19 protein-coding genes are annotated in these 18359 nt (G+C 40.2%); 10 read left to right on the plus strand and 9 right to left on the minus strand.

Features of this window, described 5'->3' with window-relative positions; translation table 11 throughout:
• Positions 1 to 29: 29 nt before the first annotated feature.
• Positions 30 to 524 (minus strand): sigma-70 family RNA polymerase sigma factor, encoded by a 495-nt coding sequence (locus EDC24_RS06940; RefSeq protein ID WP_124221040.1) that lies wholly within the window; start codon positions 522 to 524, stop codon positions 30 to 32.
• Positions 525 to 752: 228 nt separating this feature from the next.
• Positions 753 to 1289: a ribonuclease H-like YkuK family protein gene (locus tag EDC24_RS06945; RefSeq protein ID WP_124221042.1), complete on the minus strand. Its 537-nt coding sequence runs from the start codon at positions 1287 to 1289 to the stop codon at positions 753 to 755.
• 221 nt (positions 1290 to 1510) lie between these two features.
• On the opposite strand from EDC24_RS06945, the gene EDC24_RS06950 reads away from it, so the two are divergent.
• Positions 1511 to 2626: a M20 peptidase aminoacylase family protein gene (locus EDC24_RS06950; RefSeq protein ID WP_124221044.1), complete on the plus strand. Its 1116-nt coding sequence runs from the start codon at positions 1511 to 1513 to the stop codon at positions 2624 to 2626.
• Positions 2627 to 2672: 46 nt separating this feature from the next.
• Here EDC24_RS06950 and EDC24_RS06955 read toward each other — a convergent pair whose 3' ends face one another.
• From EDC24_RS06955 to EDC24_RS06970, 4 genes are all read right to left on the minus strand, one after another.
• On the minus strand, positions 2673 to 3161 hold the full coding sequence (locus EDC24_RS06955) for an Lrp/AsnC family transcriptional regulator (RefSeq protein ID WP_124221046.1): 489 nt from the start codon (positions 3159 to 3161) through the stop codon (positions 2673 to 2675).
• A 72-nt stretch (positions 3162 to 3233) separates the two neighbouring features.
• The gene (locus EDC24_RS06960; protein ID WP_124221515.1) at positions 3234 to 4268 is read right to left on the minus strand and encodes a ketopantoate reductase family protein; all 1035 of its coding nucleotides are present in this window, start codon (positions 4266 to 4268) and stop codon (positions 3234 to 3236) included.
• An 18-nt stretch (positions 4269 to 4286) separates the two neighbouring features.
• Positions 4287 to 5297 (minus strand): NADH:flavin oxidoreductase/NADH oxidase, encoded by a 1011-nt coding sequence (locus EDC24_RS06965; protein ID WP_124221048.1) that lies wholly within the window; start codon positions 5295 to 5297, stop codon positions 4287 to 4289.
• 14 nt (positions 5298 to 5311) lie between these two features.
• Positions 5312 to 6991: a M28 family peptidase gene (locus tag EDC24_RS06970; RefSeq protein WP_124221050.1), complete on the minus strand. Its 1680-nt coding sequence runs from the start codon at positions 6989 to 6991 to the stop codon at positions 5312 to 5314.
• A gap of 201 nt (positions 6992 to 7192) precedes the next feature.
• On the opposite strand from EDC24_RS06970, the gene EDC24_RS15400 reads away from it, so the two are divergent.
• Positions 7193 to 7315 (plus strand): hypothetical protein, encoded by a 123-nt coding sequence (locus tag EDC24_RS15400; RefSeq protein WP_281274503.1) that lies wholly within the window; start codon positions 7193 to 7195, stop codon positions 7313 to 7315.
• Positions 7315 to 8787, plus strand: coding sequence for a sodium/proline symporter (locus tag EDC24_RS06975; RefSeq protein ID WP_124221052.1), 1473 nt, complete (start codon positions 7315 to 7317; stop codon positions 8785 to 8787). Before EDC24_RS15400 ends, EDC24_RS06975 begins: the two co-directional genes overlap by 1 nt.
• An 89-nt stretch (positions 8788 to 8876) precedes the next feature.
• On the opposite strand, the gene EDC24_RS06980 is transcribed toward EDC24_RS06975, so the two are convergent.
• Entirely contained in the window at positions 8877 to 9917 is a 1041-nt protein-coding gene (locus EDC24_RS06980) for an SDR family oxidoreductase (protein WP_124221053.1), read from the minus strand.
• 287 nt (positions 9918 to 10204) lie between these two features.
• Between EDC24_RS06980 and EDC24_RS06985 the strand changes: the two genes are divergently transcribed.
• From EDC24_RS06985 to EDC24_RS07000, 4 genes are all read left to right on the plus strand, one after another.
• The gene (locus EDC24_RS06985; RefSeq protein ID WP_170158498.1) at positions 10205 to 11338 is read left to right on the plus strand and encodes an O-antigen ligase family protein; all 1134 of its coding nucleotides are present in this window, start codon (positions 10205 to 10207) and stop codon (positions 11336 to 11338) included.
• Positions 11339 to 11522: 184 nt separating this feature from the next.
• On the plus strand, positions 11523 to 11849 hold the full coding sequence (locus tag EDC24_RS06990) for a DUF2628 domain-containing protein (protein ID WP_124221057.1): 327 nt from the start codon (positions 11523 to 11525) through the stop codon (positions 11847 to 11849).
• Between the two features lie 188 nt (positions 11850 to 12037).
• Entirely contained in the window at positions 12038 to 13021 is a 984-nt protein-coding gene (locus EDC24_RS06995) for a Gfo/Idh/MocA family protein (protein WP_124221059.1), read from the plus strand.
• Positions 13022 to 13513: 492 nt separating this feature from the next.
• Entirely contained in the window at positions 13514 to 13798 is a 285-nt protein-coding gene (locus EDC24_RS07000; RefSeq protein WP_170158499.1) for a DUF6241 domain-containing protein, read from the plus strand.
• Between the two features lie 49 nt (positions 13799 to 13847).
• On the opposite strand, the gene EDC24_RS07005 is transcribed toward EDC24_RS07000, so the two are convergent.
• Entirely contained in the window at positions 13848 to 14624 is a 777-nt protein-coding gene (locus EDC24_RS07005; protein WP_124221063.1) for a zinc ribbon domain-containing protein, read from the minus strand.
• Positions 14625 to 14764: 140 nt separating this feature from the next.
• Here EDC24_RS07005 and EDC24_RS07010 point away from each other — a divergent pair, with 140 nt between their 5' ends.
• A complete protein-coding gene (locus EDC24_RS07010; RefSeq protein ID WP_124221065.1) occupies positions 14765 to 15679 on the plus strand; it encodes a DMT family transporter in 915 nt (304 codons plus the stop codon).
• 157 nt (positions 15680 to 15836) lie between these two features.
• On the opposite strand, the gene EDC24_RS07015 is transcribed toward EDC24_RS07010, so the two are convergent.
• Positions 15837 to 16826, minus strand: a complete 990-nt coding sequence (locus EDC24_RS07015) for a nuclease-related domain-containing protein (RefSeq protein ID WP_124221067.1) — start codon at positions 16824 to 16826, stop codon at positions 15837 to 15839.
• A gap of 369 nt (positions 16827 to 17195) precedes the next feature.
• Between EDC24_RS07015 and panD the strand changes: the two genes are divergently transcribed.
• Together panD and EDC24_RS07025 are read left to right on the plus strand one after the other, a co-directional pair.
• Complete coding sequence (gene panD / locus EDC24_RS07020) at positions 17196 to 17591, plus strand: aspartate 1-decarboxylase (RefSeq protein ID WP_124221069.1); 396 nt, start codon at positions 17196 to 17198, stop codon at positions 17589 to 17591.
• A 162-nt stretch (positions 17592 to 17753) separates the two neighbouring features.
• Positions 17754 to 18347 (plus strand): KpsF/GutQ family sugar-phosphate isomerase, encoded by a 594-nt coding sequence (locus tag EDC24_RS07025; RefSeq protein WP_124221071.1) that lies wholly within the window; start codon positions 17754 to 17756, stop codon positions 18345 to 18347.
• Positions 18348 to 18359: the final 12 nt, after the last annotated feature.

An 18359-nucleotide genomic window follows, 5' to 3' on the forward strand; every position in this document is an offset into this window, starting at 1 on the left:
TCGGCGGGGAGTAATCCCCGCCGTTTGTTTCATCTATAGTTAACTAATAAAGTTTTTAACTTTTTCTTCACTCCTCTACTCCAACCTTTTACGGTGTCTATGTTTGTGCATTCTTCTTGGGCGATCATTTTAATAGTTTTACTTTCGATAAAGCGCTTTTGAACATATGTCCATTCATGATCCTTTAAGTGGTTACGTATTGATTGCCACAAATAAGGATCAAAATGTTCGAACTCAGATGGTGTGTAGCTGTAGTCGTAGATGTCGTCCCACACCACTTCGTTTTCTATGACTCGGGAGCGTTTTCTAACTTCATCAATTAGGCGGCTTTTGATGGTAATGTACGCGAGTTTACCAAACGTGTCTCGGTCATTGTATTTCCGGTAAGTTTCATATAAAGCATCCAACCCAATTTGGTAGAATTCGCCTTCCTTGTCACGAATGTTTAATCGGTGGATTAAATGATAGATCATTGGATTGTATTGATCTATGACTTTACTGAAATCATGATCGGTTGTATACAATTTCTCTCCCCCTCAAATCAAAGGGGCCGGCCCGTAAAAAGGATAGAACGTTCATCCAATTACTATTATAAAACTTTTCTGACATTTGTCATCTAAAATTTACAAAAAATATAAAAATTTAATTGTTTTTACCCGGAATATTGCTATGTGTTCGTTGTGGTTATAAGAAAAAATTGTGAAAACACTAAATGTTTTTGGAGAATTACTAGAAATTTTTTATATGTAATTTTATTTCGTATACCGATTCGCATAACTACTCGCCACAAACGCATCTGGTTTGATCTTAGGCTCAGCGCCCATGGATTCTATGCGTGCAACCATTTCATTAATGAAGCGTCTTGTTTTATTACGTTTGCCGGCGCCGATATCGATGTGACCTTCAATGGTGAACGTTGCGCCCTTGTCGACATAAGGGAGGACGATCTCATACATTGCGTCTTTACGCTCTTGGGTGAACATTGTGAATATGGTTTCCGTGAATGAGGTTTCGAAGGAAATTTTTTCGTGTAGGTTGGTGATTTTTCGTGGGATGACGTTCTTCTGATAGCACGCCCATACGCCTTTGCCTTCACATTGAATGACGATGCCTGTGATAAAGGATGTGTAGCCTTGGTGAACCTGTGAGTCGGTTCCGATGATGAGTTTGAAGTTGCCATCAGGATTCCGTCGCATGAATTTCAGGATGTGATTAAAGACTTGTTCAAATGTCATGTGTTGTTCTTTGAGGTTTTTGAATGTGTAGTTATGGAGCTGGTAGTTAAACATAACGAACGACCTTTCTCAACAGAGGTTTGTCATTATTATAAACGGTTATTAATATTTTATGAAGACAGATCGAAAGGTTGTAGGCAAAGTTAATAATGTATCGAAAGCAACGTAATATTGATGTTTTTGAAATATAAATTGTTTATTTTTTAAATTTTATAATTTATTCGTTTTCAGTTACAATAATAGAAATACTTCTTAGAAGAAAGGGTCTTTCTATAATGGAAAAAGAAAATTTTACTCAAAAGCTTAATGATATTTTTAATCATCTTCATCAAAATGCTGAAATTAGTCATGAGGAAACTGAAACGACGCAATTTATCTATAATCAGTTAAAACAGTATGATTGTAGGATTACTACATTTGAGAATCAAACGGGTCTGTATGCTGATATTGGTCAAGGTTCACCTGTTGTTGCCGTTCGAGCTGATATTGATGCTCTTTGGCAAGAGATTAATGGTCAATTCCAGGCTAATCACTCTTGTGGGCATGATGCTCATATGACGATTGTGCTTGGGACCTTTATGCAATTAGTGGATCAACAGGATCAGTTGAATGGAACGGTCCGTTTTATTTTTCAACCAGCTGAGGAGAAGGGGACGGGTGCCCTGCAAATGGTTGAACAGTCAGCGGTTGATGGTGTTGATTATTTGTATGGCATGCATTTGCGACCAATACAAGAGTTAACAAATGGCCGATATGCGCCGGCGATTCGTCATGGGGCTTCGCGTTTTGTTTCTGGTGTGATCACGGGAGAGGATGCACATGGTGCTAGGCCTCATTTAAATTCAAATGCCATTCAAATTGGCGCGGAATTAGTTCAGTTAATCAATAATATTCATTTAGATCCGATGATTCCTCATTCTATGAAAGTTACATCGTTTCATAGTGGGGGCAAGAGTACAAACATTATTCCTGGTAAAGCGGAGTTTTCAATTGATATGAGGGCTCAATCGAACGAGTTAATGGACGAGATGCAACAACAATTGGAGTCCACGGTGTCATCACTTGCTAAATTACGTAATGTTGGTATCGATTTGTCTATTGGAGCCAATCTACCAGCAGCGTTAATTAATGATGATGCCCATGATCATATGGAAAAAGCTATTGCCGACGTTGTGGGGGAAGAGCATCTCCATCCGATGATTACAACGACAGGCGGGGATGATTTTCATTTTTACAGTATTAAACGTCCGGAATTAAAAGCGACAATGCTAGCGATTGGGTGTGACCTTAAGCCAGGATTGCATCATCCATATATGACGTTTAATCATGATGTGATTCCTGAAGCGTCTGATATTTTAACTCGAGCTATTTTGAATACTTTAGGAGAATAATAAAACTCCCTAGGCAATTGAATGTTGCCTAGGGAGTTTTTGCTTACTACTCATTAAGGTTAACGCCAGTACCCCAATCGTAAGTTTGTTTATGAATTTCGAATAACATGTGTGTATCTAAGGATTCCACACCATCGATCACGCCGATTTGTTTACGTAGTATGTCATAGAATTCTGTGTTAGTAGGGGTGATCACTTGAACGAATAGATCGTATTTACCACCGGAACCTGCGATGAATCGTGCTTCTGGTATTTGTTTTATTTTTTCCACGATGGAATCATAATGATTAAAGTCGATGGAAAGGCCGACGAAGGCAACGGTTCCCATTCCCGTCATGAATGGATTGACGACACCGACTACTTTAATAAAATTTTGGTCGGTTAATCGTTGGATTCGGTTTCGTACTGTACTAGCTGTCGTATCTAATTGGTCTGCTAATTCCGTATAAGACACACGCCCGTCTCGTTGCAAGGCTTTTACGATTTGGTTATCTAATTCATCTAATGTGAATTCTTCACTGATTTCTCCGAACATGTAAAAACTCCTTACATTCTTGTTTTATCTTGTTACCTTTATTTTACAACATCCTTTGGGCGAATACGATGGCTATTTTTGTTTGGATAGAGATTTTAACGTATCAATATTCTCCCAGCTCATCTCGCGGCGGCCTTCTTCTAAGTCAATAATCGTATCTAGTACTTTCTGAGTTAGGGTCATGTCGATTCCGCAAGCTTCCCCTTGTTCAATGACAGGAGATAAGTGAAATGGAACTTCAGTTTTCCGTTTACGAACTGCCAGATCTCTCCAAATACCACTCTTGACTTTCTTATAAGTTCTAAGTCTAGCTACAAGTCTATCAAATTGTTCATGAATCGCTTCCCAATCTCGATTTTCATTACCTGGGTAAACCGTCTTTGGCTCCCAGTTGTCAAAAGGCATTGGTTCAATATCTAGTTGTTGTGCAACGCGAAGTACTTCAGATGCCAATTCAACGAACATCTCACGGTTATCATGTGGATCAATGATGTCTGCCATTTTCTCATCAACGGTGGCAGTAGCGGTTAGAATTGCACCATAAGCAAGCTTACTCCATAGGTATCCCCAGATGTTGTCTGTAATCTGTGCATCGCCCCATGCTAGAAGGCGTTGTTGAATTTCTTTGATCCTTGGCGTTGTTTCACCGTTTAGTTCACCGATATACATACTGCCAACGCCACCATATTGAATTAGGCCAGGTTCTTGGTAGTCTGCGAATAAATTGACGAAACTCCCGATGGTCCGTTCTTGTCCGATTTTTTCTGAGATTACTTCTTCAGTTAGTCCATTTTGCATCGAGATGACGACAGATTGATCTGTTAATAGTGATTTGAAACTATCGACAGCTTGAGCCGTGTGTTGAGCTTTCACTGCTAAAATGACCACATCTAAAGGCTCTTGGCGATCGACTAATTCATCGACTGTCAAAGCTTTCACTTCGGTGTTAAATTCACTTTCGACGGTTTCAATGGTTAGTCCGTTTTGTTTCATCACATTAATGTGGTCTTCGTTAATATCAACTAAAGTGACGTCTTCACCTGCTTTGGCAAGATAAGCGCCAACGACACCACCAATAGCTCCAGCTCCAATGATTGTAAATTTCATCATTCATTCTCCTCTCAATTAATAACCAACATTATAGACGCCTGGAAGGTTAAAGTCATAGCCTAATTGTTCGGCTGCTTCTTTCGGCCAGTATGGTTGACGTAACAAGCCTCGGCCGATTGCGACCATATCAGCTTGTTCGTTTTTAATGACATTGTTCGCTAGTTCAGGGTCTTCTAAGGCTCCAACACTGATGACAGGGATTTGGAACTCTTTACGAATAGTCTCTGCGTACTCAATCTGATAACCAGGATACGTCTCAGGGCGATTCGGTGAATTTCCGCCTGTACTCACATCAAACGCATCTACACCTGCTTCAATGAAAGTAGGGATAAATTGCTTGATGTGGTCAAAATCATAGCCATCTTCGCCGTATTCAACTGCTGAGATTCTTAGGATGAGAGGCATGGATTCTGGCATATTAGCTCTGACTTCACGAATGACTTCTAATGGAAAGCGATCGTATGCACCATATTCGTCATCGCGATGATTACTACGCGGCGATAAAAATTGATGCAATAGATAACCATGAGCGCCGTGAAGTTCAATGACATCAAATCCAGCGTCAACAGCTAGTTGGGTACTTTGACCGAACTTTTTAACCAATTCTTTAACTTCATTGGTCGTTAATTCTCTAGGGACTGGAGTGTCTTCGGAGAATGGAACCGGACTAGGTCCTACAATGTCCTCATCTTCAATTTTTGATTTACGTCCTGCGTGTGCTATTTGAATGGCACTTTTAGAACCGTATCGCTTAATGGATTGGTTGATTTGTTGATAAGCCTTTACGTGATTGTCATTCCAAAGGCCAAGGCAATTTTCAGTAATGCGGCCATTGGATTCAATGTTCGTCATCTCATAACAAACCAGGCCTACACCGCCGACAGCTCGACTAGTTAAGTGAACGTGATGCCAATCGTCTGGTGTCCCATCATTGGTTTGAACTTGGTACTGACACATTGGTGAAAGCATCACGCGGTTTGGGATTGTCACGCCTTTTAATTCAATTGGGTCGAATAAATTGTTCATGTTAATCTCTCCTTTTAATGAAAGCTATTGATGATTGTTTCTACTTCTTTTAATTGAAATTCTAGTTCATTTATAATTCTTTGAACTTTTGTTTTTGAAAAGAAATACTCGTTTGAACTAGGGTCGAGTGTGATCAGTCGATCAACCTCGAGTAATGCAGGCACCTTTGGTAAAGAAAATAGGGTGTCATAATCAAATACGGATGATTGTACATAATTGAATGGTACTAGTTTTCTAGACAGTTTCATATTTAATTGATTATATTGATCGACTGAAAGCTCTTCTTGTTCTACTTTTAATCGTTCTTCTATTTTGCAGAGTTTCTTTACTAAGTGTTGTAGACTAATAGAGCTTTGCAATTTCTCAGACCATGTCTGTAGTCCGTCTCTAATATCCTCAATCGCAGCCAACTGATTAATGGGCAGTTTTGGTTTCGTCAATAATTGGTGAATGGAATGAACATACACTTGGCAGTCACGCTCTAAAAAGGCTGGATCAATTTTATCCACTAAGTCTTCGGGTGTGTGCCACCACCAGCCAAAGCCTGTTGATTTTCCAGATTGGCCAAACATTTCTTCGTGTACAGTCATGTTAGAACTGTCAGTAGGTGGTTGCTCTGATAACCCCATATATAATGAAGGGATACCAATGCCCCAAAATGATTGGTCGCCAGCTTTTCCGTATCGTTTTCCTTCGAATTGTTGACCTGTTAATTCGCCAACAGAATGAGTGGCAATATCTTTTGTTTCTGCCATGCAGTTTGCTTGTGTTAAAACAGTGGCATTCTGACCGCCAACTGAGTCTATATTGACGTGGGCTACGCAATGCTCATATAGCTCTAGCCAATGTTGGTCCGCGTAATAAGCACTTCCGGCATAACGGCCGTGCGAGTGTCCTGACCAAAAGGCAAGTCTGAGGTTTCGCTTGAGTTCATCTCGATGTTCGTTCGTAATTCTTGCGACTTCTAACATGGTGGCATTAGCGGTACCATTATCCATTGCACCATAATGCCAAGAGTCGACATGTCCACTGAATAGAATAAAGTCTTCTTGATCTCCTTTAGATTCTATATCTACCGTTAATAGTGGAATTTTTCTAATTCTTGTATCGACTTGGGTTTGCAAATAGGCTTCGTGATTGGAATCTGCAAGTTGGATTAATCGTTCGCCAGTTTCTTTAGTTACTGAAATAACTGGTATCGTAGGAAAATCATCCATTTTCTCAGGCGTCGGATTTCCCCAAACGGGTGATACAATCATTTCGTATGTGAGTGAAGTGTTAATAAAAATGGCTGCAGCAAACCCTAGTTTTTGCAAGTTTCTGACCGTACCAGGAGCAGCTAGCCCATGGATGATCGCAATTTTCCCATTTTGATCGTCTAGGGAAGATAGTTGGTTCTTGTTAATAAATTTTAAAGGAGCTGTTAATCCAGGCTCACTTGGTGCCATTGAATGCGTGATGCATTGGAACTCCTCGCCGTTTACAACTAAATTTGCACTCTTCGGCAGGCTAATGAACGCATCGTGTTCGATTAGTTCTGGCTTTAAGCCATAAGAGGATAATGTTTCATATATATATTGGAAAGCTTTTAACTCTTCGCGTGTACCAGATAACCGCTCATATTGGGCAATCTGTCGTGTGTGTTCCATTAAGTCGTCTTGTTGAACACTCTCTACCCATTCAGTAACTGACATAAGCTCATCCCCTTCTAAAAAAAGTAATTATTTAGCTATTATTTTTTGTATTCTATCATATAATTTGCAAAAAATTAATGATTTTGAAATTAATTATAATATTTTTGATAAAATTTAAAATTTATAGTTTACATTGCAAAATTTTCTGATTATAATGAAAATCAATTCGACAAATAATGGACAAGAAAGGGCTGAGGACATATGTTAGGTTGGACATTTACTGCATGGCTAGTCGTGTTCATCATTCCAGCGTTAATTACTGGATTTTCGATTGTATATTATGTGCTAGGAAAAAATGAGCAGCAAGAGGAGGATGAATCCTGATGGATTGGATGATCATTCTACCTATCGTTGTTTATGTTCTGATCTTAGTTGGAATTGGAGCTTATTCTTATAAATTCACCGGAACACGTGAAGGTTTCCACTTAGGTGGAAGGGAAATCGGGAGCTGGGTAACCGCTATTAGTTATGCGTTCTCTGGTATGAGTGCTTTTGTATTAATCGGATTTGTTGGTATGGTCTATGCACTTGGGCCATCATCATTTTACACATTAATTGGTTATAATATCGGGTTTGCATTTTCTTATATCGTGATTGCGAAACGTCTTCGTAACTATTCGGAGATCCTAGATGCTTACACTTATACGGATTATTTCGTTAAACGTGTAAGAGGGAACCCTCACTTAATCAGAGCGATTTCTGCTATTTCGATTCTTGTGTTTATGTCAGTATATGTTGGTTCTCAACTAGCAGCAGGTGGTATGACGATTGAGACAGTGTTTAATTTTGAGCCAACAACAGCTATTATCATTGCAGGAATTGTGGTCACGGCTTACTGTTTATTTGGAGGTTTTGCCGGTGTTTCCATCACGGACTACTTCCAAGGGATCATTGTAGTAATAGGTACAGCTATTTTAGGTATTTATATGATTAATTACGCTGGCGGATGGTCCGCTGTAGTAGAAGAAGTTAAAAATCAAGATCCAGCATTGGTAACAGGCGGGCTAGGTGCGACTGGTTCGACATTATTAGGGCTGATTTTTGGTTATCTAACACTAGGTGTAGCCATTATTGGTCGTCCTCATGATACGATTCGTTTCTTTGCGATTAGCAGTTCATCCGAAGTTAGAAAGTCATTTGCGATTACATTGACGGCTCTAACGATTACCTATTGGGGAGCATTCCTTGTGGGTTATGCTGGACGCGTCATCTACCCAGCGATTGATAACCCAGAATATATTTTCCCGATGGCGTTAGTTGATCTAACGCACCCGCTTTTTGGAGGATTTATGATTGCGGTCTTCTTAGGACTTTTAATGTCAACTTCTGATTCGCAGTTATTATCTTCAGGTTCAACTTTCGGGGAAGACGTCTACAGAAAATACATTAATAAGAATGCTTCAGATCGACAAATTTTGATTGTGACGCGTTTGTTTATAGCAATCGTTGGGCTTCTATCAACTGTGGTCGCAGTGACAAGTTCTGAGTCCATTTTCTGGATTACGGTTTATGCCTCAGCAGGACTCGCGGCAACATTCGCACCTGTATTAGTCTTCTCTCTATACTGGGATAAACTGACGAATGCCGGTGCTGTAGCTGGGATGCTATCAGGGTTCTTGACAGTCGTATTGTGGGACAATCTAGCGCCAGATTTACCATTTATTATGACTGAAGCGGTACCTGCTGTTGTCATTTCGTCTATCTTAATCTATGTTGTAAGTAAGTTGACTCATCAGCCCGAAATAGAAACGGTACAAAAAGAGTTGAAAGAAGCGAAGAAGGTTTGGAAGAAATAAAGAGAAACTAGATAAAAAGAAGTGTCAAATAACCGTTAAAATAAAAAATCGTGGGGCATTAGTTAGCTCCACGATTTTTTCTATTTAACTTAACTATTAATAAACCCTTTAACAATCCGTTCCAGCATTTCTCGATCCATGTTGAGCGGCTCATATCCATTCTCTTGGAACAGGTTCTGAGTGTTGCGGTCTTGAAATGTGACCGAGTTGTTCAAGTACTCCTTAAACACTTCAATCGGCTTGTTCATGTTGACCTCTTCTTGCGTGAGCAGGTGCTCATCTTCGTAAGGGATGAGTTCGATCTGATCGAAGTCAAGGCTTTTGACAATGGCTTCGAAAGTGGTTTTGTTTTTGGGTGGATCTGGGTTTGTGATGTTGTATACAGTCTCGGGCTCACCGTGTTGTAAGCCTAAATAGAGAGCGCTCACCACATAATCCACTGGGACCAAGTTTGATACGGCGTCTTCGTTAAGAAGTAGCCTGTATTTTTGATTGGTTTTGCTGCGCTGGGCCTTTTTCTTTAATATTTGGATTGTACGAATGATGCCGTATAAGCCGAACGTCGAATTGGCCTCGCCAGTCGATGAGTCGCCGATGATGATCGATGGTCGCATGATGAGAACGTCGAATTCGTTTTTATATGACATGACGGCGTGTTCGGCCTTGGCTTTTGTTTCTTCGTATGAGTTGCGGAACTCCTGGGTTTCAGGGTACAGTTCCTCGACGCCAGTTTCTCTTGTGCCTAGTGTGTAGGCGGTGCTGACGTGGATGAAGCGTTTGACGTTAATTTTTTTTGCGAAATTCAGGGCGTTTTTTGTGCCGTTTACGTTGATGTGAAATAGGTCCTCCCGTATTGATTCGTCAAAAGACAGCAGAGCTGCGGTATGATAAATAGCGTCAATTTTGCCTGTTAATGCTTGTCGAGTTTCGTTTGATAAGCCTAGTTTTTCCTCTGTAAGTTCCCCAATTAAGAAGTTGATTTGGTTTTTATAGGAATTTAGGTTTTCTAATAATGTATCAGCTTTGGCCTCACTCCGCACAAGTAAATCGAGCTCGTGTCCGTCTTGGAGAAGCTTTTCGGCTAATTTTTCACCTAAAAATCCAGTTGACCCTGTAATTAAAATGCGCATAAGATCTCTCCCGTAGATGGTTTGCTGTGATAATTATAACGAGTCGTGGAAGGTTGTACAATTAAAAACTAGTAGAGTATCGTGGTATATTGAATTATTAGACAATTAGGAATAAAATATGGTTAGGACTAAAGGGGGAGATTGAGGTGTATAGTCGCTGGTTTACGTGGATTTTGACGGGTTTTCTCGTACTATTCCCGTTGATGGTTTGGCCTTATTTTAATATTACATACTCGACATTACTTAAATACTTGTACTTATTGGGACTTGTGTTCGTGTTTTGGGTCGTGATTGGTGTTAAATCACTGTTTAGAACGATTGATGTGCCAGTGTTTAGAAGCAGGGCAGAGCAGTTGGCGTTGCTGTTTTTGCTGTTGGCTGGCGTGGCGACTTACTTCTCGGTCGAACCCGTGCCATCGATTGTTGGACAGGAGTATAAGTTTTTAGGGTTGTTTGCGTGGGTTAGTTTTATTTCGGTTTTTGTTTTTGTGTATCATTTTATTCCTGCGGAGAATCACCTACGATTGATTCAGTTGATTGTGGTGGCTTCAATCCCCGTTGCGTTGTACGGCATTTTTCAGCATTTTTGGATTAACTTGTTGTTGGAAGAGCCTATTGAAAGCACGTTTATTAAAAGCTGGGCGTTTTTCGACAATAGTAATCATTTTGGGACGTATGCCATGCTGATGTTGATGCTGTTGTTTGTTGTATATATGTTGAGTCAAAAACGCGTGTCTTCGGTCATGTGGATTGTCGTGGGTGTCGTGATTTTTGTTGCTCTGTTATATTCAGGTTCTAGGTCTGGTTGGTTAGGGTTGTTTGCTGGCGCCTTGTTGATCACGGGACATCTCGTATTTCGGATGAAGTATTTGCTTAAGCGCTGGGTTGTAATGATGGCTGTCCTGTTCGTGACGATGCTTGTGGTTAATTTTTCCGAGGGGAATTTTATTTTAGATCGGTTTATCAGTATCGGGGAAGAGGCTCAGCAGATTGTCGAACCAGACGAAGAGCAGGAGCCACCTGCTAGATGGAGTTTTTGGACAACTTCTGTTGGCCTGATGGGTGAGAATTTCTGGACAGGTACTGGGCCAAGTACGTTTAATACCGTTTACTATGATGCAATTGGCGTAGAAGATGGCCTTCATGATAACTCGCACAATGAGTTTGTCGAGATTGGATTGACGTTAGGTGTCCCGGCGCTGGTTGTTTACCTGATGTTTATTGGACTCGTTTTGTGGCGTGGTGTTCAGTACGTTCGGACGGCAGAGGGTTCGGAGAAGATTCTGGTCGTCTTGTTGCTGGCCGCGGTTGTGGCTTATTTGGTTAAGGTGATGTTTAATGTGAGTGTGATTCCTGTTGCGCCGTTTTTCTTTGTGGTGTTGGGGGTTGTTTGGAGGAGGAGTGTTTTTGGAAAAGAGTGACCAAATTATTGAGGAACTTTTATTATAGCCAAATCGACTTCGTATATGGGGATTCCTAAGGTAGATTACAACTAATTTTAAAGATTGTTCTTAAAGTTTCGACAATAACATACATTTTCTTGAAAACGTTAAAATTTACTAGTAAAATAGACTTAATCAAATTTAATAGTAGGAGGTGGGACTTATGCACGGCATTTTAGAGAATGATAAAGGTTTACAAAAAGAAGTTAAAATAGGATTTAGCTGGACAACATTGTTCTTTGGTTTTTTCCCTGCTCTTTTTAGAGGGGATTTAAAGTGGGGAGCTATTATATTTCTTACTAGTCTATTCATCGGAATTATAACAATGGGTATTGGAACATGGGTGCCAGGAGTAGTTTTTGCATTTATTTATAATAAGCTCTACATAAAAGAGTTAATTGAAAAAGATTACGTTCCTGCTAATGAACAAACTAGACAGGCATTAGTTTCTAATGGGATCATTACACAAACCGCTCAAGAAACTGCTTAACCAATGATGATCAAAGCATGAGTACATTTTTCCGTACTCGTGCTTTTTTATTTGATAGTTTGATAAGAAATTTGACATGTACTATAAGCATCAGGTTTATAAGATTAATGAAATTTTACCTTCAGAAGTGGAATTTTCAGCATAATCTAGTAAAATTTTATCTAATAGAACTTTAGGAAGGTGATTATATGGTTAAGTTTGGAATTATCAGCACAGCAAATATTGCACGGAAGGCCTTGATCCCAGCAATGATGCGAGCAGAACATGCTGAGGTTGTGGCAATCTCGAGCGGTAGCGGTAAGGCTCAAGCGGTGGCGGACGAGTTCGGGATTCCGAAGGCGTATGATCGGTATGAGGGTGTGCTTGAGGATCCTGATGTAGAAGCGGTTTATATTCCGTTGCCGAATCATTTGCATAAGGAGTGGGTGTTCAAGGCTGCTGAGGCTGGCAAGCATATTTTATGTGAGAAGCCGGCTGGGTTGAATGCGGATGAGATGGTTGAGATGGAAGCGGCTTGTGAGAAACATGGTGTGAAGTTCATGGAGGCATTTATGTATCAGTTCCACGCGCAGCACGAGCGGGTGAAGGAGCTTGTGGCAGCTGGTGAGATTGGCGACGTGAAACTGATGCGAGCGAGCTTTTCGTTTCCGCTTAGGAATCCGGATGGGAATATTCGAGTGGATGCGGAAAAAGGAGGCGGCAGCGTGTATGACGTCGGGAGCTATTGCTTGCATACGTTTCAGAACATTTTAGATGATGAGGTTGCTGACGTGTTTGTGCAGGGCGATGTGAGCCCGGAGTTCAAGGTGGACATGTCAGCTCGGGGATTGGTTAATATGCGAAGCGGTGTTCGCGCGATGTTTGACAGTGGTTTTGAGACGGAGATGCGTCATGAGTATGAAGTCGTTGGGACGCATGGGTCGATTAAGGTGCCACGCGCTTATCGGCCAGATGCATTTGGCCATGAAGGACAGGTTATCGTTGAGAAAGGTAACGAGAAGCGAGTTGAACGAATTTATAGTGATCAGTATAAAGAAGAGGTTGAGCATTTTGCGGATGTCGTGTTGAATGACGTGAGCCCGCGAAATAGTTACGAAATGTCGAAGAAAAATATGCGCGTGATTGACGCGTGTTATGAATCGATGCGAACAGGTGCAACGGTTACATTATAGGTGAATCCGCTGGGTGGCCCAGCGGATTTTTTTGTGATTATGGTGTGGAATTTCAGGATCGTAGGTAGAGATTTCAGTTTATGAAACGAGAATTTCAGCTTCCAAAAGCAAAATTTCATCTTCTGCAATCAAAATTTCAGCATAGGCTTTACAAATTTCAACTTGAACTTTAAAAGGGATTTAATTTCTAATATATGGTAAAATTAAACATAGGAAATTAACGCAAAAGGGGAAGGTTAGCTTTGAAATCTCTACTTAAATGGCTGCTGGGGATTGTGGTAGTAGTAGGCATTGGTGTTGGCGTGCTTTTTGGGATAGCTTATTATATGGAAAATCAGTTTTAGGACGAGAAAGTTGTGGAGAGTGACTCAGAAGAGAAGAGAGTGAGAGAATTATCCGAGGAAAAATTCGAGAAGAGTAATAATGCGGAGGAGTTAAATCCCTTCGGCGATAAAGTCAAACAGGAGCAGTTGACTGATTCCCAGACACAAAATGTCGCATCAAAAAGTCCGCGCGAGTGAGAAGTGGGGCTTTTACTTGTTTGCAGATGAACGGTTTGCGTGGTTAAAAGAAGGCGTTGAGACTGTTCAGGAAAATTTGACACATGATCAAGTTTATCTAGCGATCTTGAATCGGTGGGAAAACGGTGACTTTTCTAAAGCTGATAGGGATCACAACACGATCTGGGAGCTTCAAGGTGGAACCGTGGGCCGTGCGTCGGGTGTCTTGAGACCTGAAGAAGAGGAAGAAAATATTGATAGCGCTTATGAGAATTAGATCGCTTAGAAAGAAAGAGCACCTAGGCCCGCGACCTAAGTGCTCATTCTTAATACATAATTTGATCAATCTGGTTTAACGTACTTTCAAGATAAATTCTAAATAGAATATAAATGATTAAATTCGTTAGCAAGAAGCTTCCAATGCTTAAGTAAACGTATTGGACTTTTTCACCGAGCTGACTTAAGTGATGGAAACTGATTATCACCGGAGCCAAGGAAATAAAGGCGATGAAGCCGATGAAAAATAGAATGAGTGTTAATTGTGGTGCTGTTGCTAGGCCGGTCAGGATCGTTAGCGCTGATACGGCCGTGAATGGTACCGAAAAAGCACCGTACTGAGCGAGCGCTTCTTGAAAGCTGACGTCAGCCTTGCCGATTTTTAAGACTGCTACTAGTGCTACTAATCCTGCTAGGATGATTAGTAGCAGTGAAAATGCCATTCGGAAGAAGAAGCTAAAGAATGGAAGGGTAGATGGTTCCCCCATGTAGCCTCCGAATGTTTGTTTGTAAAATCCGTTGATTAACAAATAAAAACCTAATGATAGCACGATTGCCATTAAGACAAGGGTGATGATTCCGTTGATAAATGAGCTTTTTGGTTGGTTAAGACTCATCGTTGGATTTTTGATTAAGCTTACGACATAATCGAGATAGTTTTTCGTGTGATACTTAATGTTGTCCATTTGGTTGTTTTGGGACTCTGCGCTCGTTGTGGCTGCTGTTTCCTCCTGAGAATTATGTACGTCGGAAGTGAGCGGGGTTCCGCAATTTTCGCAGAAGTTGCCACTATCTTGCTGGTGTTGACAATTTTCGCAAACTAACAATAAAAACGCCTCCTTTTTATAGTAAATTAGACTTATAAATCTATTGTATCAGTTTTTGGAAAATTTTATAGTAAGATTTGATAGAAAACGCTTTCGTTTGTTAGAGTTAGAGAATCAATTTTGGAGAAACAGGTGAGAATATGGTTAAAATTTATATCCTGCTGCTAGGCGTGATGTTGATGTGGGGATTGAACGTTTCGGCGCTAAAGGTGCTCGTAACGGCGATAGATCCTGTTTTACTAACATCGTTTCGAATTCTGACAGCAGGCATTGCGGTGTTGATTATATGTCGAGTTATGGGGATTTTTAGGCTTCCGTATAAACACGAGTGGATCGTAATTTTTTCTATAGCGGTGTTTAATGTGATTTTACACCACTCGTTGGTTGCAGTCGGACTTGAAATGACGTCTGGGGTTAATGCAAGCTTGATTTTAGGGATGATGCCGCTTGTGACTGTCGTAATGGCAGTTATTTTCTTGAGACAACGCGTGACATGGGTCCGCGTGCTCGGGTTTGTGTTAGGTTTTGTTGGTGTCGCCGTGACCACGTTGACTGGCGAGGGCGGCCCTGCAGCCATATCTACGGGCGACTTGATCGTGTTCCTAGGTGTGCTTGTGCAAGGCTTTAGCTTTGTGCTGATTAGTAAATTAAAGCCTACGTTCGACCCACGCTTGGCGACAGGCTATATGATGATTGTCGGATCGGTGTTTATTTTTGGATTGAGCCAGGCTTTCGGCGCAGAAGTTAGTGAAATTGCCGGATTAGTTGATTGGAAATTGGCCGGTGTGTTCTTATTTAGCGCACTGTTTGCATCAGCCTTTGGCCACATGACCTATAATTTTGCTATTAAAAAAGTCGGTCCGGCCGAGTCTGCAATTTTCATAAATTTGAATACCCTGTTTGCAATTACCGGGGCCGCAGTGTTTTTGAATGAAGTCATTACCATGAACCACGTGTTTGGATTTTTATTGATTCTAAGTGGTGTGTTTATAGGAACCGGCGCGTTTGAATATCTGTTGGTTAAGAGGAGGAAAGGGAGTCAATCAAACGTTTGATTGGTTTTTCTTCTGAGTTTTTCATTTATTTCTAATTCTCGAAATTGGTTAACCAATTCCCGAATACGAGGGTTTTATTCCCGCAAAGCAGTTTCTATTCTTGAAAGCGGAAGTCCAATTCTCGAAAACTGCCATTCTATTCCCGAATGCAGAAGCTCTATTCCCTAAAGTTCAGTTTATCAAAGTAGTCTAATAGATAGCGACCATCTTGTTGTAGGTTGTAGTTAAGATGGTATATCCGGTGGCGGTGTTCGCCTATGTGGGGGAGGCCGCTGCTCATAAGTAATCTTGAAGCTGTTTTAATAGATTCAATGTTACATAGTTTTCTAAATTGCCGGTTAGTGATCTGAGAATTAAATAACAGTTGGTATTCAAACAGACTTCTCAAATGGGCAGTATGACTTTTGATTTGGCACTTTGGGCAAAACCAATGACCATGTTTTCTGATCATATGTAGGTGCTGGCAGCTTGGGCAAATGACACCTAACTTTAGGTTTTGTGGAAGGATTCCAAGTTGTTTGAACATATCAGATTGAAGTGGTTTGTTTTGTGTGATGAGTTGATTAGCTATTGCGTTTAATTGAGGCATTTGGATGAAGGACGTTTGATTCTCATTCGATAGCTCCTCGAATTTCTGCAAAAGTTGATGACTATAAATAACTCTCTCATCCTTTTCTTCAGATAATATAGCCTTCGGATTCGTGAACACCACAAGAAACTTCACAGGCATATCTCGAATGCCAAGTTTGTGCAAGGATGACTTTAGTTGATGAACCTGCGCTTGAGCTTGACCAACTGGATCCTCGTATTTTTTATCACCCTGGTACATCACCCCGTTTTTGTGGTCAAATCTAATAAAATTTGCATGATTTTTTACTTCTAAAATTAAAAAGAATGTCTGAATCATCATGAGAGTGTCGATTTGGTAGTAGGATTTAATGTAGGGTAATCGGAGGTCATGGAGTATCAAGTTCGATTGATCGTTAATGAATTTGAGGTAGTAATCTAGGGACAATTCACCCTTATATCCGGAATAATAGTTTAATGCTTCTTGTCTTATCCTTGGATGATCATTTCGCATCCGCATACCAATTAAAGATAATAGATTAATTGGAATTTCGTGATTTTTTATAATCAGTTTAATCACCTTCCTCTTATTTTCTAAAATATAAGTTTAATGAAAAACTCGTTTTTGTCAAAAAGTGACATAATGAGATTTTGATTCGTTATTTGGTGAGGGTGAGGCAAAATGTATGAGATAATTTAATTTTCTTGTGTATTTTGGTTAAAAATCGGTTTGAAAATAATTTTCTCCAATTCTCGAAAAGTAACTATCAATTCCCGAACTCAGCTGCTCTATTCCCGAAATCGTGTATTCAATTCTCGATTTCTAGAACTCTATTCTCGAAAGCAGACATTCTATTCTCGAATACAATTCGTCTATTCCCGAAAAGTGGATTTCTATTCCCGAATAGGTCTAACACTATGATAAAATATTATAAAAGGAGGTTTTCACATGCAACGCAAGATGTGCAAAGGAAAAATACATAGAGCGACAGTGACGGAAGCGGATTTGGATTATGTTGGCAGCGTGACGATTGATTATAAGTTGATGAAAGAGGCGAATATTAAGCCTCATGAGATGGTGCAGATCACGAGTCTTCGGAATGCGACGCTATGGAAGACGTATGCGATTCCGGCGCCGGAGGGTTCTGGGAAGATTTGTCTGAATGGGCCGCCTGCTCATTTGTTCTCGCCTGGTGATATTGTGATTATTCTAAGCATGGGGCTTTACACGGACGAGGAGATCGATGACTTGAAGCCTAAAGTGGTTTTCGTGGATGAGGAAAATCAGATTACGAGTATTGAAGAGCATAACCTGCACTGGCCTGAGGGTGTGGAGGTAGAGTAACTGACCAACGTTTGTTGGTCAGTTTTTTTTATGAACAGACATTAGAGCATTAGCTAGAATATAATTTTAAATATTTATAAAATTAATAAAAATGTGTTGATTTTTAATAATTAAATATGTATCATATGTGTAAACGTTTACATATGTGAGGGGGTGAACTATTTGCAAGGAGTAGAATTTGCTAAAGACTTAATCCAAAAAGAAATCAGAGGGTTAGAACTACTTTTTCAGAGTTTAGATGAAGATGAAAAATTTAATGAAGCGTTACAAGTGATGTCTAATGTTAAAGGTAAAGTTATTGTTACAGCAGTTGGAAAATCAGGCCATGTTGGCAAAAAAATAGCAGCCTCGTTAGCAAGTACAGGTACGCCTTCATTCTTTATTCACTCTACTGAAGGAGTACATGGAGATCTAGGGATGGTTGAACAGGAAGATGTTGTAATAATGATTTCTAATAGTGGTGAGACTCTGGAGGTGCTAAATTTGCTTCCAACCTTAAAAAAGATAGGCGTCACTACAATTTCCATTACCAGAGATAAAGAATCAACCTTAGCTCAAGCGTCTGATATAGCCTTGTCATATACTTATGAAGAAGAAGCGGATCATTTAAATTTAGCTCCTACTACTAGTTCTACTATATGCTTAGTTATAGGAGATGCACTAGCTTGCGCGTTATCAAACAAGAAAGATTTCACAAAAGAAGATTTTCATTTGTACCATCCTGGCGGAAGTTTAGGAAGGAATTTATCAACATAAGATAGGTGGTTT

Origin of the sequence: Aquisalibacillus elongatus (assembly GCF_003843875.1) — a bacterium.
GTDB lineage: Bacteria > Bacillota > Bacilli > Bacillales > Alkalibacillaceae > Aquisalibacillus > Aquisalibacillus elongatus.